Annotated in this window: 18 protein-coding genes and 1 other RNA gene; 10 read left to right on the top strand and 9 right to left on the bottom strand. The window is 74.3% G+C overall.

What is annotated here, in order from left to right:
• The first annotated feature begins 78 nt into the window (after positions 1-78).
• Together HNQ01_RS07220 and HNQ01_RS07225 are read left to right on the top strand one after the other, a co-directional pair.
• A complete protein-coding gene (locus HNQ01_RS07220; protein WP_173804686.1) occupies positions 79-2,307 on the top strand; it encodes a hypothetical protein in 2,229 nt (742 codons plus the stop codon).
• Complete coding sequence (locus HNQ01_RS07225) at positions 2,304-4,022, top strand: substrate-binding domain-containing protein (RefSeq protein ID WP_173804687.1); 1,719 nt, start codon at positions 2,304-2,306, stop codon at positions 4,020-4,022. Before HNQ01_RS07220 ends, HNQ01_RS07225 begins: the two co-directional genes overlap by 4 nt.
• Here HNQ01_RS07225 and HNQ01_RS07230 read toward each other — a convergent pair.
• The 8 genes from HNQ01_RS07230 to HNQ01_RS07265 form a co-directional block, all read right to left on the bottom strand.
• The gene (locus tag HNQ01_RS07230; protein ID WP_173804688.1) at positions 4,009-4,458 is read right to left on the bottom strand and encodes a hypothetical protein; all 450 of its coding nucleotides are present in this window, start codon (positions 4,456-4,458) and stop codon (positions 4,009-4,011) included. The genes HNQ01_RS07225 and HNQ01_RS07230 overlap by 14 nt on opposite strands.
• Positions 4,459-4,548: 90 nt before the next feature.
• Positions 4,549-6,321, bottom strand: coding sequence for a PHA/PHB synthase family protein (locus HNQ01_RS07235; RefSeq protein WP_353621656.1), 1,773 nt, complete (start codon positions 6,319-6,321; stop codon positions 4,549-4,551).
• A gap of 112 nt (positions 6,322-6,433) precedes the next feature.
• Positions 6,434-11,509, bottom strand: a complete 5,076-nt coding sequence (locus HNQ01_RS07240; protein WP_217427438.1) for a PAS domain S-box protein — start codon at positions 11,507-11,509, stop codon at positions 6,434-6,436.
• 57 nt (positions 11,510-11,566) lie between these two features.
• On the bottom strand, positions 11,567-12,691 hold the full coding sequence (locus HNQ01_RS07245; protein WP_173804691.1) for an HD-GYP domain-containing protein: 1,125 nt from the start codon (positions 12,689-12,691) through the stop codon (positions 11,567-11,569).
• A gap of 121 nt (positions 12,692-12,812) precedes the next feature.
• Complete coding sequence (locus HNQ01_RS07250) at positions 12,813-14,093, bottom strand: acetate/propionate family kinase (RefSeq protein WP_173804692.1); 1,281 nt, start codon at positions 14,091-14,093, stop codon at positions 12,813-12,815.
• Positions 14,090-15,511 carry a bifunctional enoyl-CoA hydratase/phosphate acetyltransferase gene (locus HNQ01_RS07255; RefSeq protein WP_173804693.1) on the bottom strand — a complete coding sequence of 474 codons (1,422 nt, stop codon included), beginning with the start codon at positions 15,509-15,511 and terminating at the stop codon, positions 14,090-14,092. The genes HNQ01_RS07250 and HNQ01_RS07255 overlap by 4 nt, the downstream gene beginning before the upstream one ends.
• A 74-nt stretch (positions 15,512-15,585) precedes the next feature.
• Complete coding sequence (gene fabI / locus HNQ01_RS07260; protein WP_173804694.1) at positions 15,586-16,359, bottom strand: enoyl-ACP reductase FabI; 774 nt, start codon at positions 16,357-16,359, stop codon at positions 15,586-15,588.
• A gap of 164 nt (positions 16,360-16,523) precedes the next feature.
• Positions 16,524-17,711 (bottom strand): glycosyltransferase family 2 protein, encoded by a 1,188-nt coding sequence (locus HNQ01_RS07265; protein WP_173804695.1) that lies wholly within the window; start codon positions 17,709-17,711, stop codon positions 16,524-16,526.
• 146 nt (positions 17,712-17,857) lie between these two features.
• On the opposite strand from HNQ01_RS07265, the gene HNQ01_RS07270 reads away from it, so the two are divergent.
• The 8 genes from HNQ01_RS07270 (at position 17,858) to HNQ01_RS07305 (ending at position 24,906) form a co-directional block, all read left to right on the top strand.
• Complete coding sequence (locus HNQ01_RS07270) at positions 17,858-18,880, top strand: BMP family lipoprotein (RefSeq protein WP_173804696.1); 1,023 nt, start codon at positions 17,858-17,860, stop codon at positions 18,878-18,880.
• A 19-nt stretch (positions 18,881-18,899) separates the two neighbouring features.
• A complete protein-coding gene (locus HNQ01_RS07275; protein WP_353621657.1) occupies positions 18,900-20,432 on the top strand; it encodes an ABC transporter ATP-binding protein in 1,533 nt (510 codons plus the stop codon).
• Positions 20,429-21,562, top strand: a complete 1,134-nt coding sequence (locus HNQ01_RS07280) for an ABC transporter permease (protein WP_173804697.1) — start codon at positions 20,429-20,431, stop codon at positions 21,560-21,562. Before HNQ01_RS07275 ends, HNQ01_RS07280 begins: the two co-directional genes overlap by 4 nt.
• Entirely contained in the window at positions 21,559-22,542 is a 984-nt protein-coding gene (locus HNQ01_RS07285; RefSeq protein ID WP_173804698.1) for an ABC transporter permease, read from the top strand. The genes HNQ01_RS07280 and HNQ01_RS07285 overlap by 4 nt, the downstream gene beginning before the upstream one ends.
• A gap of 182 nt (positions 22,543-22,724) precedes the next feature.
• The gene (locus tag HNQ01_RS07290; protein ID WP_173804699.1) at positions 22,725-23,261 is read left to right on the top strand and encodes a hypothetical protein; all 537 of its coding nucleotides are present in this window, start codon (positions 22,725-22,727) and stop codon (positions 23,259-23,261) included.
• Between the two features lie 21 nt (positions 23,262-23,282).
• On the top strand, positions 23,283-23,585 hold the full coding sequence (lysC, locus tag HNQ01_RS07295; protein ID WP_173804700.1) for an Rz1-like lysis system protein LysC: 303 nt from the start codon (positions 23,283-23,285) through the stop codon (positions 23,583-23,585).
• A gap of 29 nt (positions 23,586-23,614) precedes the next feature.
• Positions 23,615-23,933, top strand: an RNA gene (rnpB, locus tag HNQ01_RS07300) — RNase P RNA component class A.
• A 67-nt stretch (positions 23,934-24,000) separates the two neighbouring features.
• On the top strand, positions 24,001-24,906 hold the full coding sequence (locus HNQ01_RS07305; protein WP_173804701.1) for a DMT family transporter: 906 nt from the start codon (positions 24,001-24,003) through the stop codon (positions 24,904-24,906).
• Positions 24,907-24,908: 2 nt separating this feature from the next.
• Here HNQ01_RS07305 and HNQ01_RS07310 read toward each other — a convergent pair whose 3' ends face one another.
• Positions 24,909-25,523, bottom strand: a complete 615-nt coding sequence (locus tag HNQ01_RS07310; protein ID WP_173804702.1) for an RNA pyrophosphohydrolase — start codon at positions 25,521-25,523, stop codon at positions 24,909-24,911.
• Positions 25,524-25,535 lie beyond the last annotated feature (12 nt).

Consider the following 25,535-nt stretch of genomic DNA (forward strand, 5'->3'; position numbering starts at 1 on the left):
TGTCATGACCTTGACACACTGTGACACGAGAGTCGCGGATCACGCCCGCTCCCGGGCGCCGTTCCCGACGCTCAGCCCATGCGACATGCCCTTCTCGGTGCCGGCGACGCGGCCGTGCCCATCCTGCAGGCCCTGGTTCGCCGCCATCAGGTCGCCCCCGCGCCGGTTCCCGGACTGCCGGTGACCGAGCCGGCGCCGGCACCGCTGCCGCCCCTGGGCCCGGCCGGGCCGGACGGCGAGCTGCCGCCGGCGCTCGAGGGCTTCGGCGCGGACGGTGCGGACGGCGCGGCGCCGCAGGTGCTGCATCTGGTCTTCTCTCCGGACGAGCTGGCGGGCGAGCGGCTGGCCGCGTGGATCGCGCGCCTGCGCGCCGGCCGGCCGGGGCTGCGCATCGAGCTGCATGCGGATCGCTGGCCGGCCTCGCCGCAGGCGGTGCGGGTTGCGGGCGCGGCCTGCTGCTGGATGCCGGCCGCCGGCCCGGCGGGGCCGCAGGCGATGGCGGCCTGGCTGCTGCAGCGCCTGGCCGGCGACTCCCCGGCCGAGGCGCCGGCCACGGCGGCCGACGGGCGCCTGCTGGCCTGGTCGCTGACCGAGTGCCGTGCCGATCTGCAGGCGGTGCGCCAGCATCTGGCGGAGGTGCTGCTGGGCCAGCTGCTCGGCGCGCTGCGTCAGGGGCAGGGGCCGACCCGCCCGCCGTCCGGGGCCGGCGAGGCCGCCGGCCTGCCGGCACCGCCCGCGGGCGACGATCTCTCGCCCGGCGCGGCGCAGGCCGGCGCGATGTGGCAGCGCCTGTCGCTCCACTATCAGACGCTGGCGGCGCAGTGCGAGCCCGCGCGCCAGGCGGCCGAGCTGCGCCGGCTGTTCGCGCTGGGCGTGCACGAGGGCTTCGACGGCCGAGGCGTCGAGGCGGCGATGCATGCCGACGACGCCCGCCTGCAGACACGCGCCCGGGACTGGGCCGCCGAGGTCGAGACCCGGCTGTGGCAGGACTGGCGCGCCGGCCGGCTGGCGCTCGACGCGGTGGCGCAGGCGGCGCGCGAGCTGGCCGCGCTGCTGCAGCGCCAGCGCGAGGAGGTGCGCCAGCGCGGCCAGCAGGACGAGGCGCTGGCCGCGGAGCTGCAGGCGGCGCTGGACCGGCCGGTGCCGGCGCGGGGGCTCGGACGCTGGTTCGGCGGCGCGGCCCGGCCCGATCTGGCCGCGGCGGCGCATGCGCTGCAGGCCTGGGCGCAGGCCCGCACCACCGCCGCCCGCACCCGGCGCGACGAGCGCCAGATCGAGGCGGCGCAGGCCGCGCTGAGGCGCCGGATCGAGGCGATCGAGGCGGCGGACCTGGCGCTGGGCAGCCTGGCGGCCGAGGCCGGCCTGCTGGCCGGCGAGATGCTGGCCGACGAGCAGGACGGGCCGCAGCGGCTGGACCGTCCGGCGCAGGTGCGTGCGCTGGCGCGCACCTGGGTCGGCGGCGAGGGCGTCGAGGCGCGCCAGCGCCTGATGCGGCTGCGGGCCGACCTGTTCCTGCGCCAGGGCGAGGCGGCGCGCTTCGAGACGCTGGCGCATCAGATCGGCGAGGGCCCGGGCTGCGAGGCGCTGCGCCGGGCCTGCGAGCAGGCGATCGCCGCGCCGGTGACCGCCTCGGTGGCGCAGTCGGGCGTGCAGTGGCTGCTGCGGCGCTGGGAGGACGAGGCGCTGCGCGCGCGCGAGCTGGCGGCGCTGCAGCCGCGCCTGGCTGGCGAGCCGGCGGTGCAGCGCCTGATGCTGGCGGCCGCGCTGCGCGAGCGGGTCGATCCCGGGGCGGCGGTGCTGCCGACGCTCGGGCCGCGGGCGGCGGCTCTGGCCTGGCTGGCGCTGTCGCCGCCGCTGGAGGCGCTGCCGCCGTTGCCGGTGATGGCGCCCGAACCCGAGCCTGTTCCCGTTCCCGAGCCGGCGCCGCCCGAGGCCGCGGCGCTGCCCGACTGGGCGCCGCAGCTGCTGCTGGCCGAGGCGCTGGACCTGCTGCGCGAGACGCCGCAGGGCTGGCTGCGCGCCGAGCTCGATGAGGCCGGGCTGGAGCTGGCGCTGCATCCGCTGGGCGCCGACTGGGCGCAGATGCTGGCGCGGCTGCAGGCCGATGCCGGCGAGCGCCGGTCGCTGCTCGAGGCGCTGGCGCCGCTGCGTGCGGCGGTGCCGATGTCGGCCCGGCTGCGCGAGGTGATCGCCCGCCGGGTCGCTCGGCTCGATCCGGCCTGGGCAGCGGCGGCGGCGCGTGCGCTGGCCGGTTCCACCGAGACGACCTTTTCCGATTCCACCCACCGACAGGACCCGAGACGATGAATCCCACCCACGGTGTCTGCACCAACCTTCCCGAGGCCTGCGGGCTGGCGGCAAGTCGCCAGCCGCAGCCGATGGCCGATGGCCAGGGCCGCTGCAGCGGCTGCGGCGCCGCGCTGATGGTGCCGGCCGCGGTGCCGGCGGCGGCTGCGCCGTCGCCGCTGCGCTGGCTGGTGCCGCTGCTGGCGCTGCTGCTGGCGGGCGCGGCGCTGGCCTGGTGGCTGACGCAGCGCGCGCCGCGGGCGACGCCGGCCGAGCCGGCCGCCGCTGCCGCGACCGGCGCCCTGGCGACCGCAGCCTCGGCGGCGCTGGCCGCCGGGTCGGCGCCGCCGCCGCTGCCGGCCGGCGCCGCGGTGCCGACGATCCGCCTGCAGGGCTCGAACACCGTCGGCGCCGCGCTGGCGCCGGCGCTGGTGCGCGCCTTCCTGGCCCGCGAGGGCTACACCGAGATCGGCGCCGTGCCGACCGGGCCGGAGGAGCAGCGCCTGGACGCGCGCCGCCCTGGCGACGGCGCGCGGCTGCGCGTCGAGCTGGCCGCGCATGGCACCGCGACCGGCTTCGCGGCGCTGGCGGGCGGCCAGGCCGACATCGGCATGGCCTCGCGCGCGGTCCAGCCCAAGGAGCTGGACGCGACGAAGGCGCTGGGCGATCTCTCCGCCGAGGGCAGCGAATACATCATCGCGCTCGACGGCGTGGCGGTGATCGTGCATCCGAGCAATCCGCTCAAGCAGCTGACGCTGGCTCAGCTGCGCGAGCTGTTCGCCGGTCGCGTCACCGACTGGTCGGCGCTGGGCGCGCCGGCCGGCGCGGTGCATCTGCATGCGCGCGACGAGAAGTCCGGCACCTGGGACACCTTCCGTGCGCTGGTGCTGGACAAGCAGCCGCTGGCCGCCGGTGCGGTCCGCCACGAGGACAGCCGCGAGCTGGCCGCGGCGGTGGCCGCCGATCCGCTGGCGATCGGCTTCGTCGGCCTGCCGTATGCCGATGCGGCCAAGACGCTGGCGCTGGCCGACGGCCAGGGCGCGGCGCTGCGGCCGAGCCGCTTCACCGTCGCGACCGAGGACTATGCGCTGGCGCGCCGGCTGTACTTCTACGTCGCGCGCGACGCGCAGCCGCTGGCGCGCCGCCTAGCCGACTTCGCAGTGTCCGAGGAGGGCCAGCGTGTCGTGACCCCGACCGGCTTCGTCGGCCAGACGCCGGAGGCCGACCCGGGCGCGGCGGCGGCCGCCGCCGACGTGCCGGCGGAATACCGGCGCCTGAGCGCGGGCGCGCAGCGCCTGGCGGTCAACCTGCGCTTCCGCCCCGGCGCCGACCGGCTCGACAACAAGGCGCTGCGCGACGTCGGCCGCATCACCCGGCTGCTCGAGCGCGGCGGCGCCTCGTCGCGCCAGCTGATGCTGCTGGGCTTCTCGGACGACCGCGGCGATCGCTGCACCAATGTCGCGCTGTCGCTGCAGCGTGCCCGCGCGGTGGCGGCGGAGCTGTCGACCTACGGCGTGCGGCCGGCGGTGGTGCAGGGCTACGGGCCGGCCGCGGCGGTGGCGTCGAACGACACCGAGGCCGGCCGCGAGCGCAACCGCCGCGTCGAGGTCTGGGTGCTCGAGCGGGGGGCGGCGGTGCCGGCGGTGACGCCGCCGGCCGGCTGCGGCCGGTCGCGCGCGGCAGCGCCGGGCGCCTCGGCGGCCGCCGCGGCCTCGGCCGCGGTCAGTACACGGTGACGCCGGCCCAGCCGCTGGTGCCCGACTGCCCGGCGTCGTCCCAGGCGCGGGCGCGCAGGCGCAGCATGCTGCCGCCGGTGCCGTAGGGCAGCACCACGTCGAGCATCCACGGCGCGCTGCGCACGCCGCCGAGCGAGACGATGCGCCCGTCCGGATAGGCCAGCTCGAAGTCGACCTGCGTGATCGCGTAGTCGTCGCGCGGATAGGCGGTCAGGCGCACCGTCGTGCCGGCGCCGGCCTGGCTGGCGCTCAGGCCGAGCGAGACGGTCGGCGGCGCGTCGTAGCTGCTGCCGTAGCCGCCCTCGACGCCCACCCCGACCGACACGCCGCCCCCGCAGCCCGACAGGCCGAGCGTGCCGGCCGAGAGCGCGCCGGCCAGCAGCACGAGACGCGCGGCGCGCAGGAGGGACGGACGGGCGAGGCGGGCGGTGTTCATGGCGCGCACAACGGCATGAAGACCTGCGGCGTTGACCGCCGGCGGCCGGCCCTTCACCCGGCCTTCATCTGCGCTTCATCTTCAGGATGCTCAGTCCGGGTAACGCACCATCACATGCGCGCCCGGCGCGGGCATCAGCGCCGCCTCGGGCGCGATCTCGCGCGCCGGCACCTGGCGGGCGCTGCCGTGCGCCAGCAGCCAGTCGTGCCAGGCGGTCCACCACGAACCTTCATGGCGCGGCGCGGCGCGCTGCCAGTCGTCCGGGCTCATCCACGGATCCTCGGCGCCGCAGGCCAGCAGCGCGTAGTGGCGTCCGGCATGGCCGGGCTCGCTGACGATGCCGGCGTTGTGGCCGCCGCTGGTCAGCACGAAGGTGAGCTCGGTCTCGGTCAGGCGCAGCACCTTGTAGACCGAGCGCCACGGCGAGACGTGGTCCTTCTCGGTGCCGACGACGAACATCGGCTGGCGGATGTCCGACAGCGACACCGGCCGCTCCTCGACCGGATAGCGGGCCTCGGCCAGGTCGTTGTGCAGGTAGCAGCGCCTGAGGTACTCGCCGTGCATGCGCGCGGGCATGCGGGTGACGTCGGCGTTCCAGGCCATCAGGTCGCTGGGCTGGCTGCGCTCGCTGAGCAGGTATTCCTGCATCCGCGTCGACCAGACCAGGTCGCGCGAATGCAGGAACTGGAAGGAGCCGGCCATCTGCCGCCCGCTCAGGAAGCCGCGCTCGGCCATCATCGCCTCGAGCAGCTGCACCTGCGCCTCGTCGATCAGCACGCCCAGCTCGCCGGGCTCGCTGAAGTCGGTCTCGGCCGCCAGCAGCGACACCGAGGCCAGCGGCGCCATGCGTCCGGCGCCTTCGACCTGACCCGGGCGCGCCAGCGCGGCCGCGGCGATCGACAGCAGCGTGCCGCCCAGGCAGTAGCCGCAGGTGTGCACCGATTCGCCCGGGACGAGCTCGGCGATGCGCGCCAGGCTGTCGAGCACGCCCAGGCGCAGGTAGTCGTCCATGCCGAGATCGGCGTCGCCCGCGTCGGGGTTCTTCCAGCTCAGGATGAAGACGGTGTGGCCCTGGTCGGTCAGCCATCGCACCATCGAGTTGTGCGGGCTGAGGTCGAGGATGTAGTACTTCATGATCCACGACGGCACGATCAGCACCGGCTCGGCCTGCACGGTGGCGGTCGTGGGCGCGTACTGGATCAGCTCGACCAGGCGGTTGCGCATCACCACCGAGCCGGGCGTGGTCGCCACCTCGATGCCGGGGCGGAACTCGCGCTCGGGCGGCTGCAGCGGCTCCAGGCCGTGGTCGCGGCGCCAGTCGTCGAGCGCGTGCTGCGCGCCCTGGACGAGGTTGGCGCCGGCGGTCTCGCGGGTGCGTCGCAGCACCTCGGGGTTGAAGGGCAGGTTGCTCGGGCTGAGCAGGTCCAGCCACTGGTGCGCGAAGGTGCGCACCACCTCGGCGTGGTGGCGGGTGAGGCCGTCCAGGCGCATCGCCTCGTCCCACCAGCGCTCGCTGCGCTTGTAGGCATGGGCCAGGCCGCTCCAGGGCCAGGCGCGCCAGTCCTCGCTGGCGAAGCGCGGGTCGCGCCGCACCGTCTCGTCGTCGCTGCACAGGCCGCTGGCGCAGTGGCCGGCCCATTCCACCGCGCCGGCCTGGGCCAGCGCGGCCAGCCGCAGCGCCTGGCCGGGCTGGCTGGCCAGATGCTGGGCCCAGTCCTGCCAGGCCAGCGACAGCGAGATCGGCGACAGGCCGGAGGTCAGCGGCGCCGAGCGTGCCTGCACGATGCGGTCGAAGGCCGCCGCGGCCTGCTGGGACTGCCGCTCTGCGGACAGGTCGGACGGAAGGGTCGGGGTCGATTGCACGGAGTCTCCACCGGGGCTGGCCAGGAACCGATCCATTGGAGCGCAAGGGCGGCGTCGTCGTCATGACAGAGCGCATGGCCCGTGGCCGCACAGCGCCGGAGCTTGATCTCCGTCAGGTCGGCGCGGCCTCGCGGGCGTGCTGCAGCGCCTCGCTCCAGGTCTGCTGCGCGGCCTCGAAGCTGAACGAGCCGATCTGTTCGGCGAGCTGCCGTGCCAGCTCGCCCAGCGCCGGCTCGAGCACCGGCAGCGCCTGCTCGACCAGATCGGCCAGCGCGGTGTCGTGCTCGATCAGCAGCGGTCCCATCGCCTCGAGCCGCAGCCGCACGTCGGCCCAGTCGACCGGTGCGGCGGCGCGCGGCGGCTCCGGCGCGTGTGCGGGCTGGCCGGGCGCCGTCGGCTGCGCGGCCGGGGCCAGCGCCTCGTGCAGCTGCGTGCACAGACGCTCGGTCGCGTCGGCCAGCGCGAGCACGGCCGCCGTCGCCGCGTCGGTCGCCTGCGTGCCGGTGGCCAGCCGCGTGCCGGCGTCCAGCTCGAGCTCGCGGGCCAGATGCTGCAGCGCCGGCGCGCCGATCGTGCCGGCGGCGCCGGCCAGCGAATGCGCGAGCCGGCGCAGTTCGGCCAGCGGGATGCCCGGGCGGCGCATCGTCGCGCCGTCCTGGCCGTGGTGATCGGCGAACAGCCGCAGCGAGCGCCGGTACAGCGGCAGCTGCCCGCCCATGCGGGCCAGCGCGCCGTCGACGTCCAGCCCGGCCGCCTCGAGCCGCTCGCGCAGTCCGGCCTCGCCGGGTGCCACCGGGCGTGCCGGCGGCGGCGGCGAGGCGTCCGGCCCGAGCCAGGTCATCAGGCAGCGGCGCAGCTGCTCCGGCTCGACCGGCTTGCCGAGAAAGTCGTCCATGCCGGCCTCCAGGCACTGCATGCGGTCGTCCTGGAAGGCGCTGGCGGTCAGCGCGATGATCGGCACCCGCGCGCCGCCGGGCAGGCGACGGATCGCGGCGGTGGCGCGCAGGCCGTCCATCACCGGCATCTGCACGTCCATCAGGATCAGCGCATGCCGGCCGGGCACGAAGCGCTCGAGCGCCTGCGCGCCGTTGTCGGCCAGATCGACCGTCAGGCCGAGCGTGCGCAGCAGCTCGGCGGCGACCTCCTGGTTGATCGGATGGTCCTCGACCAGCAGCACCCGGGCCGGGCGCAGCGCGACCGTGGCCGGCACGGGGGGCGCGGCCGGCGCCGGCGCGATCCGGCGCTGCGGTGCCGGGGCATCGGCGCCTGCCGGCACGGCGCCGTCCAGCGGCAGGTCGAACCAGAAGGTGCTGCCCGCGCCGGGCTCGCTGCGCAGGTCGATGCGGCCGTGCATCAGCTCGATCAGCCGCTTGCTGATCGCCAGGCCCAGGCCGGTGCCGCCGAAGCGGCGCGTGGTCGAGACGTCGGCCTGCTCGAAGGCGGCGAACAGGTGCGCACGCTGCGCCGGCGCGATGCCGACGCCGGTGTCCTCGACCTCGATGCGCAGCCAGCCCGGGCCGGCCTCGCCGGGGTCCGGCCCGACCGGCTGCGCCCGCACCTCGACCCGGCCCTGCGTGGTGAACTTGATCGCGTTGCCGAGCAGGTTCAGCAGCACCTGCTCGAGCCGCAGCCGGTCGGCGACCAGCCGCGGCGGACAGCGCTCGAGCCGCACCTGCAGCGTCAGCCGCTTGGCGCGCGCGCGGTCGCGCAGCATGCCCGCCACCCGGCCGATGCTCTCGCGCGGATCGAAGACGCTGGTGTCGAGGTGGATCTTGTGCGCATCGATCTTCGAGAAGTCGAGGATGTCGTTGATGACCTGCAGCAGGTGCTGGCTGGCATCGGTCAGGCGGCCGAGGTGCTCGTGCTGGCGCGGCGTCAGCGGATCGCGTCCGAGCAGGTGGGCGAAGCCGATGATCGCGTTCATCGGCGTGCGGATCTCGTGGCTCATGTTGGCCAGGAAGGCGCTCTTGGCCTGGCTGGCGGCGTCGGCGGCGGCCTTGGCCTGCTCCAGCGCCAGCTCGGTGCGGCGCCGGCGGATGATGCGCCACAGGTCGGAGCCGACCAGCTCGAGCTCGCGCCGGTCGCTGTCGTCGTAGGGGCCGTCCCTGCCGGTGGCGCACAGCACGAAGCGCAGCGTCTCGTCCTCGACGATCGGCACCGCGATGCCGGCGCGCGACGCCAGCAGCTCCTCCCGGAGCCCGGGGCTGCAGCCGCTGCAGGCCAGCAGCGCCGGCGTCGCGCCTCCGGCGCCGCCGTCATGCAGGCAGCCGGCGCGGCTGCCGCTCAGGCGCAGCGCCTCGTCGAGCCCGAAGCGCAGCAGGTCGGACTCGCCCAGCGTGCTGGCCTTCTGGCTCAGCGAGAGCATCGCGCGCAGGCGCCTGTCCTCGCGGTTGAGGCGGGCGTTGACCTGCTCGAGCTCGGCGGTGCGGGTGGCGACCAGCTCCTCCAGGTGCTGGCGGTAGCCGGCGAGCTCGCGCTCGGTGCGCACCCGCTCGGAGATGTCGATGCCGGTGCCGACGATCAGCGGCTCGTCGAGGTCGACGCGGCGCGACACGAACAGGTAGGGCGTGCGCCGGCCGTCGCGGCTGACCAGCGAGGCCTCGGCCTGTGCCTCGCCCCGCTCGAGCACGTCCTGCACCCGCGCGGCGATCAGCGCCCGCTCTCCGGGATCGAAGTAGTCGACCGCGACGCGGTCGCGGAGCTCGTCGCCCGAGTAGCCGGTGACCTCCTCGAGGCGGCGGTTCCACATCATCACCCGGCCGCGGCGGTCGAGCACGAAGAACAGCCCGGCGACCGATTCCATCATCTGCTCGCGCAGGCGCTGCTCCTGGCGGGTCGCCGCCTCGGCGCCGCGCAGCTCCAGCGCGAAGCCGACGTCCTGCGCCAGCCGGGTGTACAGCGCGATCTGCTCGGTGTCGAAATGCCCGGCGCTCCCCGCGTAGACCGACAGCACGCAGCGCGCGCGCTCCCCGACCACGACCGGGAAGGCGGCCGAGGCGCGGTAGCCGTGGCGCAGCGCGGCCTCGCGCCAGGGCTTCATGCGCAGGTCCGCCGCGATGTCGTTGATGATCGCCGGCGCGCCCGAGAGCAGCGCCTGCGCCGTCGGACCCGGGCGCTCGTCGTGCAGCGGCAGGCGCAGCCGGTCGAGGTAGCCGTCGGCGTGTCCGGCGTGCACCAGCGGCACGATCGCGTCGTCCTCGACCTGGCCGATCCAGGCCATGCGGAAGCCGCCGATCTCGACGACGATGCGGCAGACCTCGGCATGCAGCCGGTCCGGGTCGCGCAGCCGCACGATCGCCTCGTTGACGCCGCTGAGCACCGCATAGGCCTGGTTGAGCCGGTGGATGCGTGCCTCGTGCCGCCGGCTCTCGGTGATGTCGCGCCAGACGGCCGACACCAGCGGCCGGCCGGAGTAGCTCAGCATGCGCAGCGTCAGCGCGGCGTGCTGCACGCCGCCGTCGGCGCGGCGGTGGCGCGTCTCCAGGCTCAGCGAGGCGCCGGCGCACACCTGCTGCACCGCCTCGCGCACCTCGGTCTCGTCGAGGTCGAGCTGCAGGTCGGTCGGCCGCAGCGTGGCGAAGGCCTCCTTCGTGTAGCCCAGGCCGCGCCAGGCCGCCTCGTTGAAGGTGACGAAGTCCAGCGTGTCCGGCTCGAGCAGCACGATCGAGTCGGTCGTCTGGCTGAACATCGAGTCGATCAGCCGCTCCTGCTCGGCCATCGCGCGCGCGCCCTGGCGCAGCAGCGTGATGTCGCGCGCGACGCCGAGCACGCCCACGCGCGCGCCGCGATCGTCGTGCAGCGGCGCGCGGATGGTCTCGAACAGGCCGCGGCGGCCGTCGGCGCCGCCCAGCCAGAGCTCGCTGCCGTGCAGCGGCGCGCCGTCGAACACCGCCTCGTCGCCCTGGTCGAGCGCGCAGGCGGTGTCCGGATCGAGCAGATCGGCCGGGCGCCGGCCGAGAATGTCGCCGGCCGGCCGGCCCACCAGCTGCGCGAAGGCGGTGTTGCAGCTGCGGATCACGCCGTCGCGGTCCTTCAGCCAGACCAGGTCCGGGATCGCATGCAGGATGTCGCGCAGCTGCCGCTCGCTGCGGTGCAGGCGCTGGGTGGTCGTCCACTGGGTGATCGCGGTGGCGGCGAGCTGCGCCGAGAACGACAGGTGCTCGAACTCCTCCTCGTCGGGGCCCGCGTCGCCGGGCTCGACGGTGATGTGCCCGAGCAGGCGGCCCTGCGCGCCGGTGATCGGCACGGCGCAGCGGCGCGGCGGGCCGGCCTCGGTCCAGGGCGCGTCGGCGCCCGTGCGGGGCGTGTCCTCGTCGAGCAGCTCGACGCGGCAGCGGCTGCGCGGGAACAGCGCCTCGTGGTCGCGCGCGAGCTGGTCGAGCAGCGGGGTCAGCGCTTCGCCGCGGGCGAGGTTCTCGAGCAGGCGCAGCCGGCTGCGGTCGCGCCGCGCGGCGCGGTGCAGCCGGGTCACGTCGGTCATCACCGCGACCCGGCAGGCGCGGCCCTCGTGCACGATGTCGTGCGAGCGCGAGACGACGACGACGGGGCTGCCGTCCTTGCGCTGCTGATGCCATTCGCCGGTGTTGACCAGGCCGCTGATCGTGCGCGTCAGCGCGACCAGGCGCTCGCGCTCCCAGGGCGCGTACAGGTCGGGCAGCCGCAGCGCGGCGATGTCGCCGGCCTGGTGGCCGTAGAGCTGCAGGAAGGCCTCGTTGACCTCGACCAGCGCCAGCGTGTCGCGCTCGTAGACCAGCATCGGCGCCGGGTTGTGCGCGAAGAGCGCGCGGTATTCCTGCTCGACGCGGCGCAGCGCGGTGATGTCGCGCCCGATCCCCAGCACGCCCAGCACCGAGCCGTCCGGCCGGCGCAGCGCGGTCTTGATCGTCTGCAGCAGCTCCTGGTGGCCGTCGCTGGCGAAGGTGACGACCTCCTCGTTGATGCGCGGGCCGTCGCCCTGCATCGCCGCCAGGTCATGCTGGCGGAAGAAGTCGGCCAGCTCGGGCGAGACGAAGTCGCGGTCGCTGCGCCCGAGAATGCCCGACTCGGGCTGGCCGTAGAACTGCTCGAAGCGGCGGTTGCAGGCCAGGTAGAGGCCGTCCGGGTCCTTCAGCCAGACCAGGTCGGGAATCGCCTTGAGCACCGCGCGCTGCAGCGCCAGCCGGTCGGGGGAGAGGTCCTCGCTGTCCATCATGGCAGGGGTCGGTCAGGGTGACGATGACGGGGACGGTGGCGGACCGGGCGGGGCTCACGCGTCGGCGAGCCGCGCCGCGATCGCGGCGAACTCGTGGCGCACCTGCGCGAACGCGGCGATGAGGTCGGGGTCGAAATGCCGGCCGGCCTCGGCCAGCAGGTGCTCGGCCGCCTCGTCGGTGCTCCAGGCGCGCTTGTAGACGCGGCGCATCGTCAGCGCGTCGTAGACGTCGGCCACCGCCATCAGCCGCGCCGGCAGCGGGATCGCCGTGCCGGCCAGGCCGTCCGGGTAGCCCTGGCCGTCCCAGCGCTCGTGGTGGTGGGTGGCGATGAGCCGGCCGGTCTCGAGGAAGCGCAGCACCTCCGGCGTGTCGGTCGCGTCGCCGCTGGCCTCGCGGTACTGCGGCAGCACCTCGCGGATCGCGTGCTCGATCGCCTGGCCGCCCAGCCGCGCATGGGTCTTCATCACCTCGAACTCCTGCGGCGTCAGCCGGCCGGGCTTGAGCAGGATCTGGTCGGCGATGCCGATCTTGCCGATGTCGTGCAGCGGCGCGGCCTTGACGATGCGCCGCAGCGTGGCCTCGTCGAGCTCGGCGGCGAAGGCCGGCAGCGACTGCAGCCGGCGCGCCAGCGCCTCGACGTACAGGCGGGTGCGCAGGATGTGGTTGCCGGTGTCGTTGTCGCGTGTCTCGGCCAGGCCGGCGACCATGCTCAGCGTCAGGTCCTGCGTCAGCAGCGTCTCGCGCATGCGCCGCGCCAGCTCGCGCTCGAGGTCGGTGTTCTGGTCGTGCAGCCGGTCGCGCGCGGCCTTGAGCTCCAGATGCGTGCGCACCCGCGCCAGCACCACCGCCGGCTTGACCGGCTTGGAGATGTAGTCGACCGCGCCGAGCGCCAGGCCGTGTTCCTCGTCGACCTCGGAGCCGAGCGCGGTGACGAAGATCACCGGCACCGCGCGGGTGCGCGGGTCGCCCTGGAGCTGGCGCAGCACCTCGTGGCCGTCCATGCCGGGCATCATCACGTCGAGCAGGATCAGGTCGGGCAGCGTGTGGCGCACCAGCTCGAGCGCGCCGCTGCCCGAACGCGCGCCCAGCACGCGGTAGTGCGGATTCAGCAGGCGGGCCAGCACCGCCAGGTTGAGCGGCTCGTCGTCGACGATCAGCAGCGTGGGCTTGGAATTCATGCACCGGGCCCGGCGGCACGTCAGGATCCGCCAGGGATTTCGATCCTGCCAGATCCCGGACGGGCCCGCCACCCGCCTTGGGTCGAGCCCGCAGGCGGGTCGTGTCGGCCGCCGCGGCGCCTCAGCCGGGTGGTTCCGCGGCGTCCCCGGCCGATGTGCCGAGCAGCGCCCAGGCCGCCTGCGCGGCGACCCGGCCCTCGTCGGTCGGCACCACCCAGACCTCGACCGCGCTGTCGGCGGCATGGATCGGCCGGATCGTGTCGCCGGTGGCGGCGGCGTTGGCCTGCGGGTCGATCGTGACGCCCAGGAAGTGCAGCGCCTCGGCCATCGCCGCGCGGGTGGCGGCGTCGTGCTCGCCGATGCCGCCGGTGCACACCAGCACGTCCAGGCCGCCGAGCACCGCCGCCAGCGCGCCGCTCTCGCGGCGCAGCCGGTGCACGAACAGGTCGATGGCGCGGCCGGCCGTCTCGCTGCCGGCGGCCGCGGCGCGGCGCAGCAGCCGCATGTCCGAGCCCAGGCCCGACACGCCCAGCAGGCCGCTTTCCTTGTAGAGCAGCTTCTCGACCTGCGCCTCGGTCCAGCCCAGGCGCCACAGGTGCAGCACCACGCCGGGGTCGAGCGCGCCGCTGCGGCTGCCCATCATCAGGCCGTCGAGCGCGGAGAAGCCCATCGTCGTGGCCACGCTGCGCCCGCCGACCGCGCCGCACAGGCTCGCGCCGCTGCCCAGATGCGCCATCAGCACCCGGCCGCCGGCGCGCGCGCTGAAGGCCGGCAGCACCTGCATCAGGTACTGGTAGGACAGGCCGTGGAAGCCGTAGCGGCGGATGCCCTCGTCATGCAGCACCTGCGGCAGCGCGAAGCGGGTTTCCAGATCGGGCAGGCTGGCGTGGAAGGCGGTGTCGAAGCAGCCGACCTGCGCCAGCCCGGGAAAGGCGCGGCCCAGCGCGGCCACGCCGGCGAGGTTGTGCGGCTGGTGCAGCGGTGCCAGCGGCGCGAGCCGGGCGAGCCGCTGCAGCGCCGCGTCGTCCAGGACGATCGGCGCGACGAACTCGCCGCCGCCATGCACGATGCGGTGCGCGACCGCGACGATGCGCGCCTGCGGCGCGACCGTGGCGACATGGCGCTGCAGCGCCTGCAGCGCGACGTCGAAGCGGTCGTCCTCGTCCTGGCCGGCGTCGAGGTCGACCGGCGCCTCGCCGGCCGCGCACAGCTGCAGCCGCCCGCCCGGCTGCAGCCCGTCGAGCTGGCCGGAGGCGAAGGACGGATGCGCGGCGAACTCGGCCGCCGAGTCGCCGCTGCGCGGGTAGAGCGCGAACTTCAGCGTCGACGAGCCGGCGTTGACGACCAGGACCGCGGCCTGTGCGGCGAGCGCTGCGGCCGCCTGGGGCTGCGGCGCGCTCACGGCCGCTGCTCCCGCCAGGCCAGCGCCAGGCGCGCGGCCAGCGCCGCCGAGGCCAGCCGCGAGGCCTCGCCGTCGGCGCGGCTGGTCAGCGCGATCGGCACCCGCGCGCCCAGCACGATGCCGCAGGAGGCGGCGCCGGCCAGGTACTCGAGCTGCTTGGCCAGCATGTTGCCGGACTCCAGGTCGGGCACCAGCAGGATGTCGGCGTCGCCGGAGACCTCCGAGCGGATGCCCTTGATGCGCGCCGCCTCGGCCGAGATCGCGTTGTCGAAGGCCAGCGGGCCGTCGAGCAGGCCGCCGGCGATCTGGCCGCGGTCGGCCATCTTGCACAGCGCCGCCGCGTCCAGCGTCGAGGCCAGCTTCGGGTTCACCGTCTCGACCGCCGACAGGATCGCCACCTTCGGCCGCTCCACGCCCAGCACCCGCGCCAGGTCGATCGCGCTGGCGACGATGTCGGCCTTGTCCTCCAGCGTCGGCGCGATGTTGATGGCCGCGTCGGTGATCAGGATCGGCTTCGGATAGGTCGGGATGTCGAAGCGGAAGACGTGCGAGATGCGCCGCTTGGTGCGCAGCGCCGGCGTGGCGATCACCGCGTGCATCAGCTCGTCGGTGTGCAGGCTGCCCTTCATCAGCACCTCGACCTGGCCGGAGGCGGCCAGCTCGGCGGCGCGGGCGGCGGCGGCGTGGCTGTGCTCGACCGCCTCGATGCGCGCGTTGCCCAGATTCAGCCCGGCCTGCTCGGCCAGCGCGCGGATCTTCGCCTCCGGGCCGATCAGCCACGGCACGATCAGGCCGCGTCGCGCCGCCGCCAGCGCGCCCGCCAGCGAGGTGGCGTCGCAGGGATGCACCACGCCGCACTGCACCGGCGGCTGCCCGGCCAGGTCGGCCGCCCAGCCGTCGACCCAGCGCGCCAGCCGCGCGTCCGGATCGAACAGGTGCATCTGCGGCAGCGCCGCGCGCGCCCGGCTGACCTTCTGCAGCGGCGCGCGCACCAGCGCCTCGCCGCTGACGACGGTCGCGCCGGTCTGGTTCGTCACCACGCAGTCCAGCGTCAGGCGGTGGCGCTCGACGTCGCGTGCGGTCACGACCGCCTCGGCGGTCAGCGTGTCGCCGGCGCGCACCGGCAGGTGGAAGCGCAGCGTCTGGCCCTCGTAGATCGTGCCGGGGCCGGGAAACTCGGTGCCCAGCAGCGAGGAGATCATCGCGCCGGCCCACATGCCGTGCGCGATCGTGCCGTGAAAGCGCGAGGCGTTGGCGTACTCGGGGTCGACGTGGGCCGGGTTGACATCGCCCGAGACCAGCGCGAAGGCGACGATGTCGTCCTGCGTCAGCGTGCGGCTGATGCGGGCCCGCGCGCCCACGGGCAGCTCGTCGAAGGTGAGGTTGGTGATCGGTTCGGAAGACGGGATCGGGTTCATGGCGGTCTCAGGGCATCAGGTCGTCAGGGCGTCGGGGCGTCGGGGCGTCGGGGCGTCGGCCAGGGAGGCGGGGATCAGCGCACCACATGGAAGCCGGCGTCGACGAAGAGCGTCTGCCCGCTCATGCCGCGTCCGCCCGGTCCGGCCAGGAAGGCCGCCAGCGCGCCGACCTCCTCGAGCGTGACCAGCCGGCGCAGCGGCGACTCGGCGCGGGCGGTGGCCATCAGCGCGTCGAAGTCCTGCAGGCCGGAGGCCGCGCGGGTGGGCAGCGGTCCCGGCGAGATCGCGTGCACCCGCACGCCCTGCGGGCCCAGCTCGGCGGCCAGGTAGCGCACCATCGATTCCAGCGCCGCCTTGACCGGGCCCATCAGGCCGTAGTGCGGGATGGCCTCGTCGGCCCCGAGATAGCTCATCGTCATCAGCGCGGCGTCGTCCGACAGGTGCGGCTCGCAGGCCCGGGCCAGCGCGGCGAAGGAGTGGCACGACACCGTCATCGCCCGCGCGAAGCCGGCGGCCGAGCTGTCGACGACGCGGCCGTGCAGGTCGGCCAGCGGCGCCCAGGCGATCGAGTGGATGACGAAGTCGAGGCCGCCCAGGTGATCGACCGCGGCCTGCACCAGCCGCTCCAGGTCGCCCTCGGTCTCGACGTTGCAGTCGACGAGCGGGGCCTCGACCGCGTCGGCCAGCGGCTGCACGAAGGGGCGCGCCTTCTCGTTCAGGCAGGACAGCACCAGCGAGGCGCCCTGGGCGCGCGCGACCTGCGCGCAGCCCCAGGCGATGCTGTGCTCGTTGGCGACGCCCAGGATCAGGCCGCGGCGGCCCGCCAGCGGCAGGGAAACATCAGGCATGGCATGAACTCCGGTTCGGTCTCGGCCCATCCGCCGCGACCGTTTCCACCAGCATGCCAGCGCCGTCATGCCCTGATGTGACAAACGGATGTTGCGGTGCAGCATCCTTGACCAGGGTCAATCTGGGGTGTCCGCGGTACCGCGGACACCGGGGCGAGAAGGGCTCAGCCGGCCAGCTTGCCGGCCAGCTCCGCCAGCGTCATCTCGCCGCTGGCCAGGCGCTCGAGCACGCCGGTGGCCAGCACGCCGGCCTGCATCGTGCGCTGCATCAGCCGGTCGCTGGGCAGCAGGTGCGCCAGCGCGAGCAGGGCCCAGGCGCGGCGCAGGTGCGGCTTCCAGCAGGCGGCGGCGCGCAGGTGCGGCATCGCCTCGCGGCGGCGGCCCGCCATCAGGCCCGACAGGCCGGTGTAGAGCTGGTAGTGGCGCAGGATCAGCGCCAGCTCGGGATCCCGGGCGAACTCGTCGGCATAGAGCTCGCGGAAGTGCGTCATCTTGTTGAGCTCGAAGGCGAAGGCGTTCGCGCCGGTGGCCAGGTGTTCCTGACCGAGCCGGCTGGCATCGACGCCGCGCTCGTGCTTGCGCGCGGCGACCAGGCCGACCAGGCTCGCCGGGAAGGACTGGGCGAGCCGGCCCAGGAAGAGGTAGTCCTCGGCGGTGCGCACGCCGGTGCGGAACGGCCCGATCGTCTCGAGCGCATGGCGCGTCATCATCGTCGCCGGCAGCCAGGCGAGATAGCCCCAGCGCATCGCCGGGAACAGGTCGCCGCGGTACAGCCAGGCCGAGGCCTGCCCGCGCGCCTGGAGCGCCGGCCGGGCCCAGTCGCCGAGCGGCTCGCGCGTGGCATAGACGCGCAGATAGGTGTCGCTCTCGCCGTCCGGCATCGCCAGGGCGAACGAGCCGATCGAGCGCGCGAACGCCGCGTACATCTCGATGCCGTCGATGTTGGGCCGGATCGGGCGGCCGTCGCCGCGGTCCTGGTCGAACTCGGTCAGCACGAACTGCCGGTCCGGCTCGGCCTCGAGAAAGCCGGCCGTCAGCGCCAGGAAGTCGGGCAGCCAGGCGTCGTCGGAGTCGAGAAAGGTGATCAGCCGTCCGCGCGAGGCCGCCAGCGCGGTGTTGCGCGCGCTGGCCACGCCGCCGTTGGGCTGGCGGATCAGGCGGATGCGCGCATCGCCGCGGGCCGCGACCCGGTCGGCGGTGTCGTCCTTCGAGCCGTCGTCGACGACGACCAGCTCCCAGTCGTCGCGGGTCTGGGCCTGCACGCTGTCGAGCGCGCGATCGATCGTGTCGGCCCGGTTGTAGGCGGGCAGGACGATCGAGATCGTGGGCGCGGGGCCGGGAACGGACGACATCGTGGCGGCGGCTGGGGGTCGGGGCGAAACATTATCTTACGCAGGGTCCCCGCTGGTTTCGATGCCCGGGCTGCTGGGAGAAGCCCCCCTGACGCAGTGGGCACAGGTGTTGCAGAATTCACGCGCCTCGTTGTCCAGGAGCCTCCATGACCCGTTCCGATCGCGTGTTTTCCCGGGCCGCCGTGCTCGCCGGACTGGCTGCGGCCCTGACCGGCGGCGCGCTTCCGGCGGCGCAGGCCCAGGCCCAGCCTGCGGTCGTCTACGACGCCGGCGGCAAGTTCGACAAGTCCTTCAACGAGGCCGCCTACAACGGCATGGAGCGCTTCAGGAAGGAAGGCGGCGGCAGCTACCTCGAGTTCGAGATCGCCAACGACACCCAGCGCGAGCAGGCCTTCCGCCGCATGGCGCAGAAGGGCGCCAACCCGATCATCGCCATCGGCTTCACCCAGGCCTCGGCGCTGGAGAAGGTGGCCAGGGAGTTCCCGCAGCTCAAGTTCGCCATCGTCGACATGGTGGTGAACCTGCCCAACGTGCAGTCGGTGGTCTTCAAGGAGCAGGAGGGCTCCTTCCTGGCCGGCATGGCCGCGGCGATGGCGAGCCGGTCGGGCAAGGTCGGCTTCATCGGGGGCATGGACGTGCCGCTGATCCGCCGCTTCCAGTGCGGCTACGAGCAGGGCGCGAAGTACGCCAATCCGAAGGCCGAGACGCTCTCGAACATGACCGGCACCACGCCGGCGGCCTGGAGCGACCCGACCCGCGGCGGCGAACTGGCGCGCAACCAGTTCTCGCGCGGCGTCGACGTGATCTTCGCCGCGGCCGGCGGCACCGGCGTGGGCGTCTACCAGGCGGCCAGGGACCAGGGCCGCCTGGCCATCGGCGTCGACAGCAACCAGAACCACCTGCACCCGGGCACGATGCTGACCTCGATGGTCAAGCGCGTCGACGTGGCGGTGTTCAACATCGCCCGCTCGGTCAAGGACAATCGCTGGCAGTCGGGCGTGCAGGTGCTCGGCCTGAAGGAGAACGGCGTGGCGCTGGCGATGGACGAGCACAACGCGAAGCTGGTGACGCCGGAGATGAAGAAGCGGCTCGACGCGGCGCAGGCCGACATCGTCGCCGGCAGGATCCGCGTCGCCGACTACATGGCGGACAACGCCTGCAAGTACTGACGCCGTCGGCATCGACCCCGTGATCGCGCTGCGCGGCATCCACAAGCGCTTCGGTCCCGTGCATGCCAACCGCGGCGTCACGCTGGAGGTGGCGCCCGGCTCGATCCACGGACTGATCGGCGAGAACGGCGCCGGCAAGTCGACGCTGATGGGCATTCTCTGCGGCCTGCACCCGCCCGACGAGGGCACCATCGAGGTGGACGGCCATGCCCTGAAACCGGGCAGCGCCCGCGACGCGATCGCCGCCGGCATCGGGATGGTGCATCAGCATTTCATGCTGGTGGACCGCTTCACCGTGCTGGAGAACATCGTGCTCGGCGCCGAGCAGGGCTTCGTGCTGGCGCGCGGCCTGGCGGCGGCGCGGCGCGAGGTGCTGCGGCTGGCGGCGGAGTTCGGGCTGGAGGTCGATCCGGACGCGGTGGCCGGCGAGCTGCCGGTGGGCGTGCTGCAGCGCGTCGAGATCCTGAAGGCGCTGTACCGCGGCGCCAGGGTGCTGATCCTCGACGAGCCGACCGGCGTGCTCACGCCGCAGGAGGCCGACCAGCTCATGCGCATGCTGCGCCAGCTGAAGAGCCGCGGCACCACGGTGCTGCTGATCACGCACAAGCTGCGCGAGGTGCTGGCGGTGACCGACCGGGTCACGGTGATGCGCGCCGGCGAGGTGGTCGCCACCCGCGAGACGGCCGCCACCACCGAGGCCGAGCTGGCCGAGCTGATGGTCGGACGCAAGGTGCGGCTGGGCCGCGAGGGGACGCCCGCCCCGCCCGGCGCGGCGGTGCTGAGCGTGCGGGGCCTGGGCTGGCGCGACGCGCAGGGCGTGGCGCGGCTCTCGGGCATCGACCTCGATCTGCGCCAGGGCGAGATCGTCGGCGTGGCGGGCGTCTCGGGCAATGGCCAGAGCGAGCTGCTGGAGCTGCTCGCCGGGCTGCGGCCGCTGCAGTCGGGCGAGATCCGGCTGGCGGCCGACGGCGATCGACCCGCGGGCGTCTGGCCGCTGGATCCGCACCGGCTGCGCCAGCTCGGCGTGGCGCATGTGCCGGAGGACCGCCAGCGCCGGGGCCTGGTGCTGGAGTTCGAGGCCTGGGAGTCGGCGGCGCTGGGCTACACCGACGATGCGGCGATCGCCCGCGGGCCGGCGGTGCTGGGCCTGCTCGACGCCCGGGCGATGCGCGCGCAGTGTGCCGAGATGATGGCCGCCTTCGACGTGCGCCCGCCCGATCCGGCCTGGCGCTCGGCGAAGTTCTCCGGCGGCAACCAGCAGAAGCTGGTCATCGCGCGCGAGCTGCGCCGCGCGCCGCGTCTGCTGCTGATCGGCCAGCCGACGCGCGGCGTCGACATCGGCGCCATCGAGACCATCCACCGCGCGCTGCGCCGGCTGCGCGACGCCGGCTGCGCGGTGCTGCTGGTGTCGACCGAGCTGGACGAGATCCTGGCGCTGGCCGACCGCATCGTCGTGATGTCGCAGGGCCGCATCACCGGCGAGATGGCGCGCGACGCCGCCGACGAGGTGACGATCGGCCGCTGCATGGGCCAGGGAGGGGCCGCGGCATGAGCGGATCGACCGCAGGACACGACGGGGCGTCGCTGCCGCGCTGGATCGACTTCGGCGTGCTGCCGCTGCTCAACGTGCTGCTGGCGCTGGCGGTGGCGGGCGCGCTGGTGGCGCTGCTCGGCCACAGCCCGGCGCAGGCGATGCGGCTGCTGGTCGAGGGCGCCTTCGGCTCCGGGCTGGCCTGGGGCTACACGCTGCACTACGCGACCAACTTCATCTTCACCGGGCTGGCAGTGGCGCTGGCCGCGCACGCCGGGCTGTTCAACATCGGCGCGGAGGGCCAGGCCTCGGTCGGCGGGCTGCTGGCCTGCGTCGTGGCGCTGGCGCTGGACCGCTGGCTGCCGGGCTGGGCGGTGGTGCTGCTGGCCATGCCGGCGGCCGCCCTGGGCGGCGCGGCCTGGGCGGTGGTGCCGGCCTGGCTGCAGGCCCGCCGCGGCAGCCACATCGTCATCACGACGATCATGTTCAACTTTCTCGCCTCGGCGCTGCTGGTCTGGCTGCTGGTGAACGTGCTGGCGGTGCCGGGCAATCCGTCGGTGGAGAGCCGGGCGCTGGCCGAGGTCGTCGGGCTGCCGACGGCGCAGGCGCTGCTGGCCGCGCTGGGCGTGAACGCGCCGGCCACGCCGCTGAACGCGGCGCTCGGGCTGGCGCTGCTGTGCGCGGCCGGGCTGTGGGTGCTGCTGTGGCACACCCGGCTGGGCCACGCGCTGCGCACGCTCGGCCACGCGCCGGCGGCGGCGCACTACGCCGGGCTGTCGTCGGTGCGGCTGACGCTGATCGCGCTGACGGGCTCGGGCGCGCTGGCGGGCGGCGTCGGCATCAACGAGGTGCTGGGCGTGCACCACCGGCTGCTGCTCGACTTCGTCGCCGGCGCGGGTTTCACCGGCATCGCGGTGGCGCTGATGGGCCGCAATCACCCGGCCGGCATCGTGCTGGCGGCGCTGCTGTTCGGGGCGCTGGTGCAGGGCGGCTCGGAGCTGGCCTTCGAGATCCCGGCCTTCTCGCGCGACATGGTGACCGCGGTGCAGGGCCTGGTGGTGCTGTTCTGCGGCGCGCTGGCGCTGATGCTGCGGCCGCTGGTGGCGCGTCTGTGGGCGCTGCGCGTCGCGCCGGCCGGGGAGGGCGCATGAGCGAGCTGCAGGAACTGGCGACCGTCGTCGCCTCGGTGCTGGGCGCGACGCTGCGCATCAGCGTGCCGCTGGTGCTGTGCGCGCTGGCCGGGGTGCTGAGCGAGCGCGCCGGCGTCATCGACATCGGCCTGGAGGGCAAGCTGCTGGCGGCGGCCTTCGCCGCGGCGGTGGCCGGCGCCTTCGGCTGGCCGGCCGGGGCCTCGCTGCTGGCGGCCGTCGCGGCCGGCATGGCGCTGGCGGCGGTGCACGGGCTGGCCTGCATCCGCTTCCGCGGCGACCAGATCGTCTCCGGCGTGGCGATCAACATCCTGGCGCTCGGGCTGACCGCGGTCATCGGCCTGCACCTGTTCCAGCGCGGCGGGCGCACGCCCGATGTGCCGCCCGAGGGGCGCTTCGGCGTGCTGTTCGACGGCGCGGCGCGCACGGTGCAGGACTGGCCGCTGGTCGGGCCGCTGCTGGCCGAGGCGCTGCTGCGCCAGACGCTGCTGGCCTGGCTGGCCTTCGCGCTGGTGCCGGCGGTGGGGTGGCTGCTCCACCGCACCCGCTTCGGGCTGCGGCTGCGCGCGGTCGGCGAGAACCCGGCGATGGTGGACGCCGCCGGCATCTCGGTGGCCGGGCTGCGCTGGCGCGCGGTGCTGCTGGCCGGCGCGCTGTGCGGCATCGGCGGCACCTTTCTCGCGCTGGCGCAGAACGCCGGCTTCACGCCGGGCATGAGCGCCGGCCGCGGCTTCATGGCGCTGGCGGCGATGGTGTTCGGCCACTGGCATCCGGTGCGCGCGCTGCGGGCCTGCCTGCTGTTCGGGCTGCTCGACGCGGTGGCCATCCGGCTGCAGGGCACGGTGATCCCGGGCCTGGGTGCGGTGCCGGTCGAGCTGATCCAGGCGCTGCCCTACCTGTTCACCGTCGTGCTGCTGGCGGGTTTCCTGGGCCGGGCCGAGGCGCCGCGCGCGCTGGGGCGGCCGTTCGCGAAGGAGCGCTGAATGGCGGTGCGACACCCGGATCCGCGGGGGCGGCTCTCACGAATCGTCACGCCTGACACATCGGGTCTTGCCTACCATCCGGACCCGTCCGCCGCGATGACAATGCGGCTCGAAATGAACAATCTGCCTCCTTCCGGGCCGGCCGGCCGCTGTGGACGGTGGCGCCTCCGGGGAGATGACCGATGTTCGACAAGCTGCGACTGATCGCGACGACCGCAGGCCTGCTGGTGGCGGTCTGGATCGGACACGGCATCGGCTCGGCCGGACGCGAGGCGGCCGAGAACCGTGCCGCGAAGCTCGAGACGCAGCTGCGCGACAGCGAGGCGCGCCACCGCGAGGCGCAGGTGGCGCTGGCCGAGGAGCTGCGCTCGCGCGAGGCGGCCTTCGAGGCCCGGATGCGCGAGCTGCATGTGGCCTTCGACGAGCAGAAGGTCGAGATGGTCGAGGCGCTCGACGACAGCCAGTCGCAGCTCGCCGCGCTCGAGCGGCGCCGCCGCGACAACGACGCCGAGCTGCTGCGCGTGCGCAAGGCGCTGACGGCGGCCGGCAGCGGCGCGCCGGGCCGCCTGCGCGACGAGCTGCGCGAGCGCGAGATGCAGCTGGTGCTGCTGCAGAGCCAGCTGCGCCAGGGCTCGTCCGGCCAGAATTGCCTGTCGGCGCCGGTGCCGCCGGAGGCGCTGCGCACGCTCAACCGCGTCGCCGCCGGCCGCGGCCGCTGACCTGCCCCGAGGACGAGGACGATGAGGTTCGTGACTCCTGCCCTGCCCGTGCTGCTGGCCGCGCTGCTGGTCGGCTGCGCCACCCGGCCGGCGACGCCGACCCCGCCGGTGACGCTGCGCTGCGTCGTGCCGCCCGGCGCCGACAGCGCCTGCCCGACGCCGCAGCCGCTCAAGCCCGGGCTGACCTACCGCGAGCTGCTCGAGGCCCATCTGGCCGACCGCCAGCAGCTGCAGCGCTGCGCGCTGCAGCACGAGGAGATGCGCCGCATCGTCGCGGCCTGCAATGCGCGCATCGACGCGCTGGCGGCCCCCCGGCGCGACTGACGGCGCGCTTGTGGGACAATGCCGGCCGTGGAGTCAGCCAGACCGCCGCTGGTGCAGGGACCGAAAGGTCGCACTGGAGGAAGGTCCGGACTGCACAGGGCAGCGCAGGAGGTAACACCTCTCCACCGCGAGGTGAGGATCAGAGCAACAGAGACGAGCCGGTTCGGTCCGGGTGAAACGGGCAATCTCTGCGCGCAGCAACACCAAATAGGCCAGCTATGACGCGGCCCGCTGAGCTGGCGGGTAGGTGGCATCGAGCCGTTCCGGCGACGGGCGGCCCAGAGGAATGGCGGTCACGGCCGGGGCGACCCGGCCGCACAGAATCCGGCCTATCGGCTGGCTCCACACTTTTCGCCCGTCTTCCCCTTTCCCTTTTCCTTTCCGGTTCCGCCGCCCTTCGACGACCCGTCCGCCGATGCGTCCCCATCTCGACACCGTTGCCGTCCTGAGCCTGCTGCTGTGCTGCCTGCTCTGGGGGCTCAACCAGGTCTCGGTCAAGCTGGCGCTGCCGGAGGTGCCGGCGCTGGTGCAGGTCTCGATCCGCAGCATCGTCGCCTTCATGCTGCTGCTGGCGTGGATGCGCTGGCGCGGCATCCGCTGGGACTGGCGCGGTCCGACGCTCGGGCCGGGGCTGCTGTCGGGCCTGCTGTTCGCGACCGAGTTCGCGCTGGCCTTCGTCGGCCTGCAGCACACCACCGCCGCGCGCGGCGTCGTCTTCATCAACACCTCGCCCTTCGTCGTGGCGCTGGTGCTGGCGGCGACGCACCGCGGCGAGCGGCTCGCGCCGATGCAGTTCGCCGGTCTGCTGGTGGCCTTCGCGGCGCTGGCGGCGGCCTTCGGCGAAGGGCTCGCCGGGTCCGGGACCTGGCGCGGCGACCTGATGATCCTTGTCGCCGCGGTGCTGTGGGGGCTGACGACGGTGACGATCCGTCTGTCGGCGCTGCGCTCGGCGCCGTCCGAGGTCACGCTGGCCTGGCAGCTGGGCGTCGCGGCGCTGCTGTCGCCGCTGGCCGCGCTGGTGCATGGCGATGCCTGGCCGGTGCGCTGGGGCGCGGTCGCGATCGGCTCGCTGGTCTACCAGGGCGTGATCGTGACCTTCGCGAGCTATCTGCTGTGGTTCTGGCTGCTGACGCGCTATCCGGCGACCCGGGTGCAGGCCTTCGTGTTCCTGACCCCGGTCTTCGGGACGGTCAGCGCCGGGCTGCTGCTGGGCGAGCCGGTCACGCCGGCCCTGCTGCTGGCGCTGGCCGGCATCGGCCTGGGACTGGCGCTGCTGAACCGGCGCCCGGCGGCGGCTGCCGCTTCCGCCGGGCAGGGCTGAGCTCAGAGCTTCAGCTCGAGCGGCGGCAGGTCCGCCAGCGCCGGGTCGGCGCAGGTCGTGGCCAGCGCGCGCGGCGCGTCCGCGCCCTCGTCGCGGCGCTGCGAGCGCATGCCGGTGCGCAGGTAGCGGTTGTGGTGGTTCGGCCGGGGCGGGATGAATCGCGCCAGCTCGGTCAGCGCCATCTCGTAGACCTGCCGCTTGAACTCGATCACCACGTCCAGCGGCACCCAGTAGTCGTGCCAGCGCCAGGCATCGAACTCCGGGTGCGTGGTCGCGCGCAGGTTCATGTCGGTGTCCCGGCCCATGAGCTGCAGCAGGAACCAGATCTGCTTCTGTCCCTTGTAGTGCCCGCGCGCGTCGCGGCGGATGTAGTGCTCGGGCACCTCGTATCGCAGCCAGTCCCGGGTGCGCGCGATGATGCGCACATGTTCAGGATGCAGCCCCACTTCCTCGTGGAGCTCTCGGAACATCGCCTGCTCCGGCGTCTCGCCATGCTTGATGCCGCCCTGCGGAAACTGCCAGGAGTGGGTGCGTATGCGCTTGCCCCAGAACACCTGATTCCGCTGGTTGAGCAGGATGATGCCGACGTTGGGCCGGAAGCCTTCTCGGTCGAGCATAATCAGACCCCA

This window comes from Sphaerotilus uruguayifluvii, assembly GCF_013294065.1.
GTDB lineage: Bacteria > Pseudomonadota > Gammaproteobacteria > Burkholderiales > Burkholderiaceae_C > Sphaerotilus > Sphaerotilus uruguayifluvii.

Excerpts from the sequence above, each read along its gene's own strand:
- HNQ01_RS07265 (WP_173804695.1), bottom strand. The coding sequence starts at position 17,711 with ATGTCGTCCGTTCCCGGCCCCGCGCCCACGATCTCGATCGTCCTGCCC.
- HNQ01_RS07310 (WP_173804702.1), bottom strand. The coding sequence starts at position 25,523 with ATGCTCGACCGAGAAGGCTTCCGGCCCAACGTCGGCATCATCCTGCTC.
- HNQ01_RS07225 (WP_173804687.1), top strand. The coding sequence starts at position 2,304 with ATGAATCCCACCCACGGTGTCTGCACCAACCTTCCCGAGGCCTGCGGG.
- HNQ01_RS07220 (WP_173804686.1), top strand. The coding sequence starts at position 79 with ATGCGACATGCCCTTCTCGGTGCCGGCGACGCGGCCGTGCCCATCCTG.
- HNQ01_RS07285 (WP_173804698.1), top strand. The coding sequence starts at position 21,559 with ATGAGCGAGCTGCAGGAACTGGCGACCGTCGTCGCCTCGGTGCTGGGC.
- HNQ01_RS07230 (WP_173804688.1), bottom strand. The coding sequence starts at position 4,458 with ATGAACACCGCCCGCCTCGCCCGTCCGTCCCTCCTGCGCGCCGCGCGT.
- HNQ01_RS07270 (WP_173804696.1), top strand. The coding sequence starts at position 17,858 with ATGACCCGTTCCGATCGCGTGTTTTCCCGGGCCGCCGTGCTCGCCGGA.
- fabI (WP_173804694.1), bottom strand. The coding sequence starts at position 16,359 with ATGCCTGATGTTTCCCTGCCGCTGGCGGGCCGCCGCGGCCTGATCCTG.
- HNQ01_RS07245 (WP_173804691.1), bottom strand. The coding sequence starts at position 12,691 with ATGAATTCCAAGCCCACGCTGCTGATCGTCGACGACGAGCCGCTCAAC.
- lysC (WP_173804700.1), top strand. The coding sequence starts at position 23,283 with ATGAGGTTCGTGACTCCTGCCCTGCCCGTGCTGCTGGCCGCGCTGCTG.
- HNQ01_RS07290 (WP_173804699.1), top strand. The coding sequence starts at position 22,725 with ATGTTCGACAAGCTGCGACTGATCGCGACGACCGCAGGCCTGCTGGTG.
- HNQ01_RS07240 (WP_217427438.1), bottom strand. The coding sequence starts at position 11,509 with ATGGACAGCGAGGACCTCTCCCCCGACCGGCTGGCGCTGCAGCGCGCG.
- HNQ01_RS07305 (WP_173804701.1), top strand. The coding sequence starts at position 24,001 with ATGCGTCCCCATCTCGACACCGTTGCCGTCCTGAGCCTGCTGCTGTGC.
- HNQ01_RS07255 (WP_173804693.1), bottom strand. The coding sequence starts at position 15,511 with ATGAACCCGATCCCGTCTTCCGAACCGATCACCAACCTCACCTTCGAC.
- HNQ01_RS07280 (WP_173804697.1), top strand. The coding sequence starts at position 20,429 with ATGAGCGGATCGACCGCAGGACACGACGGGGCGTCGCTGCCGCGCTGG.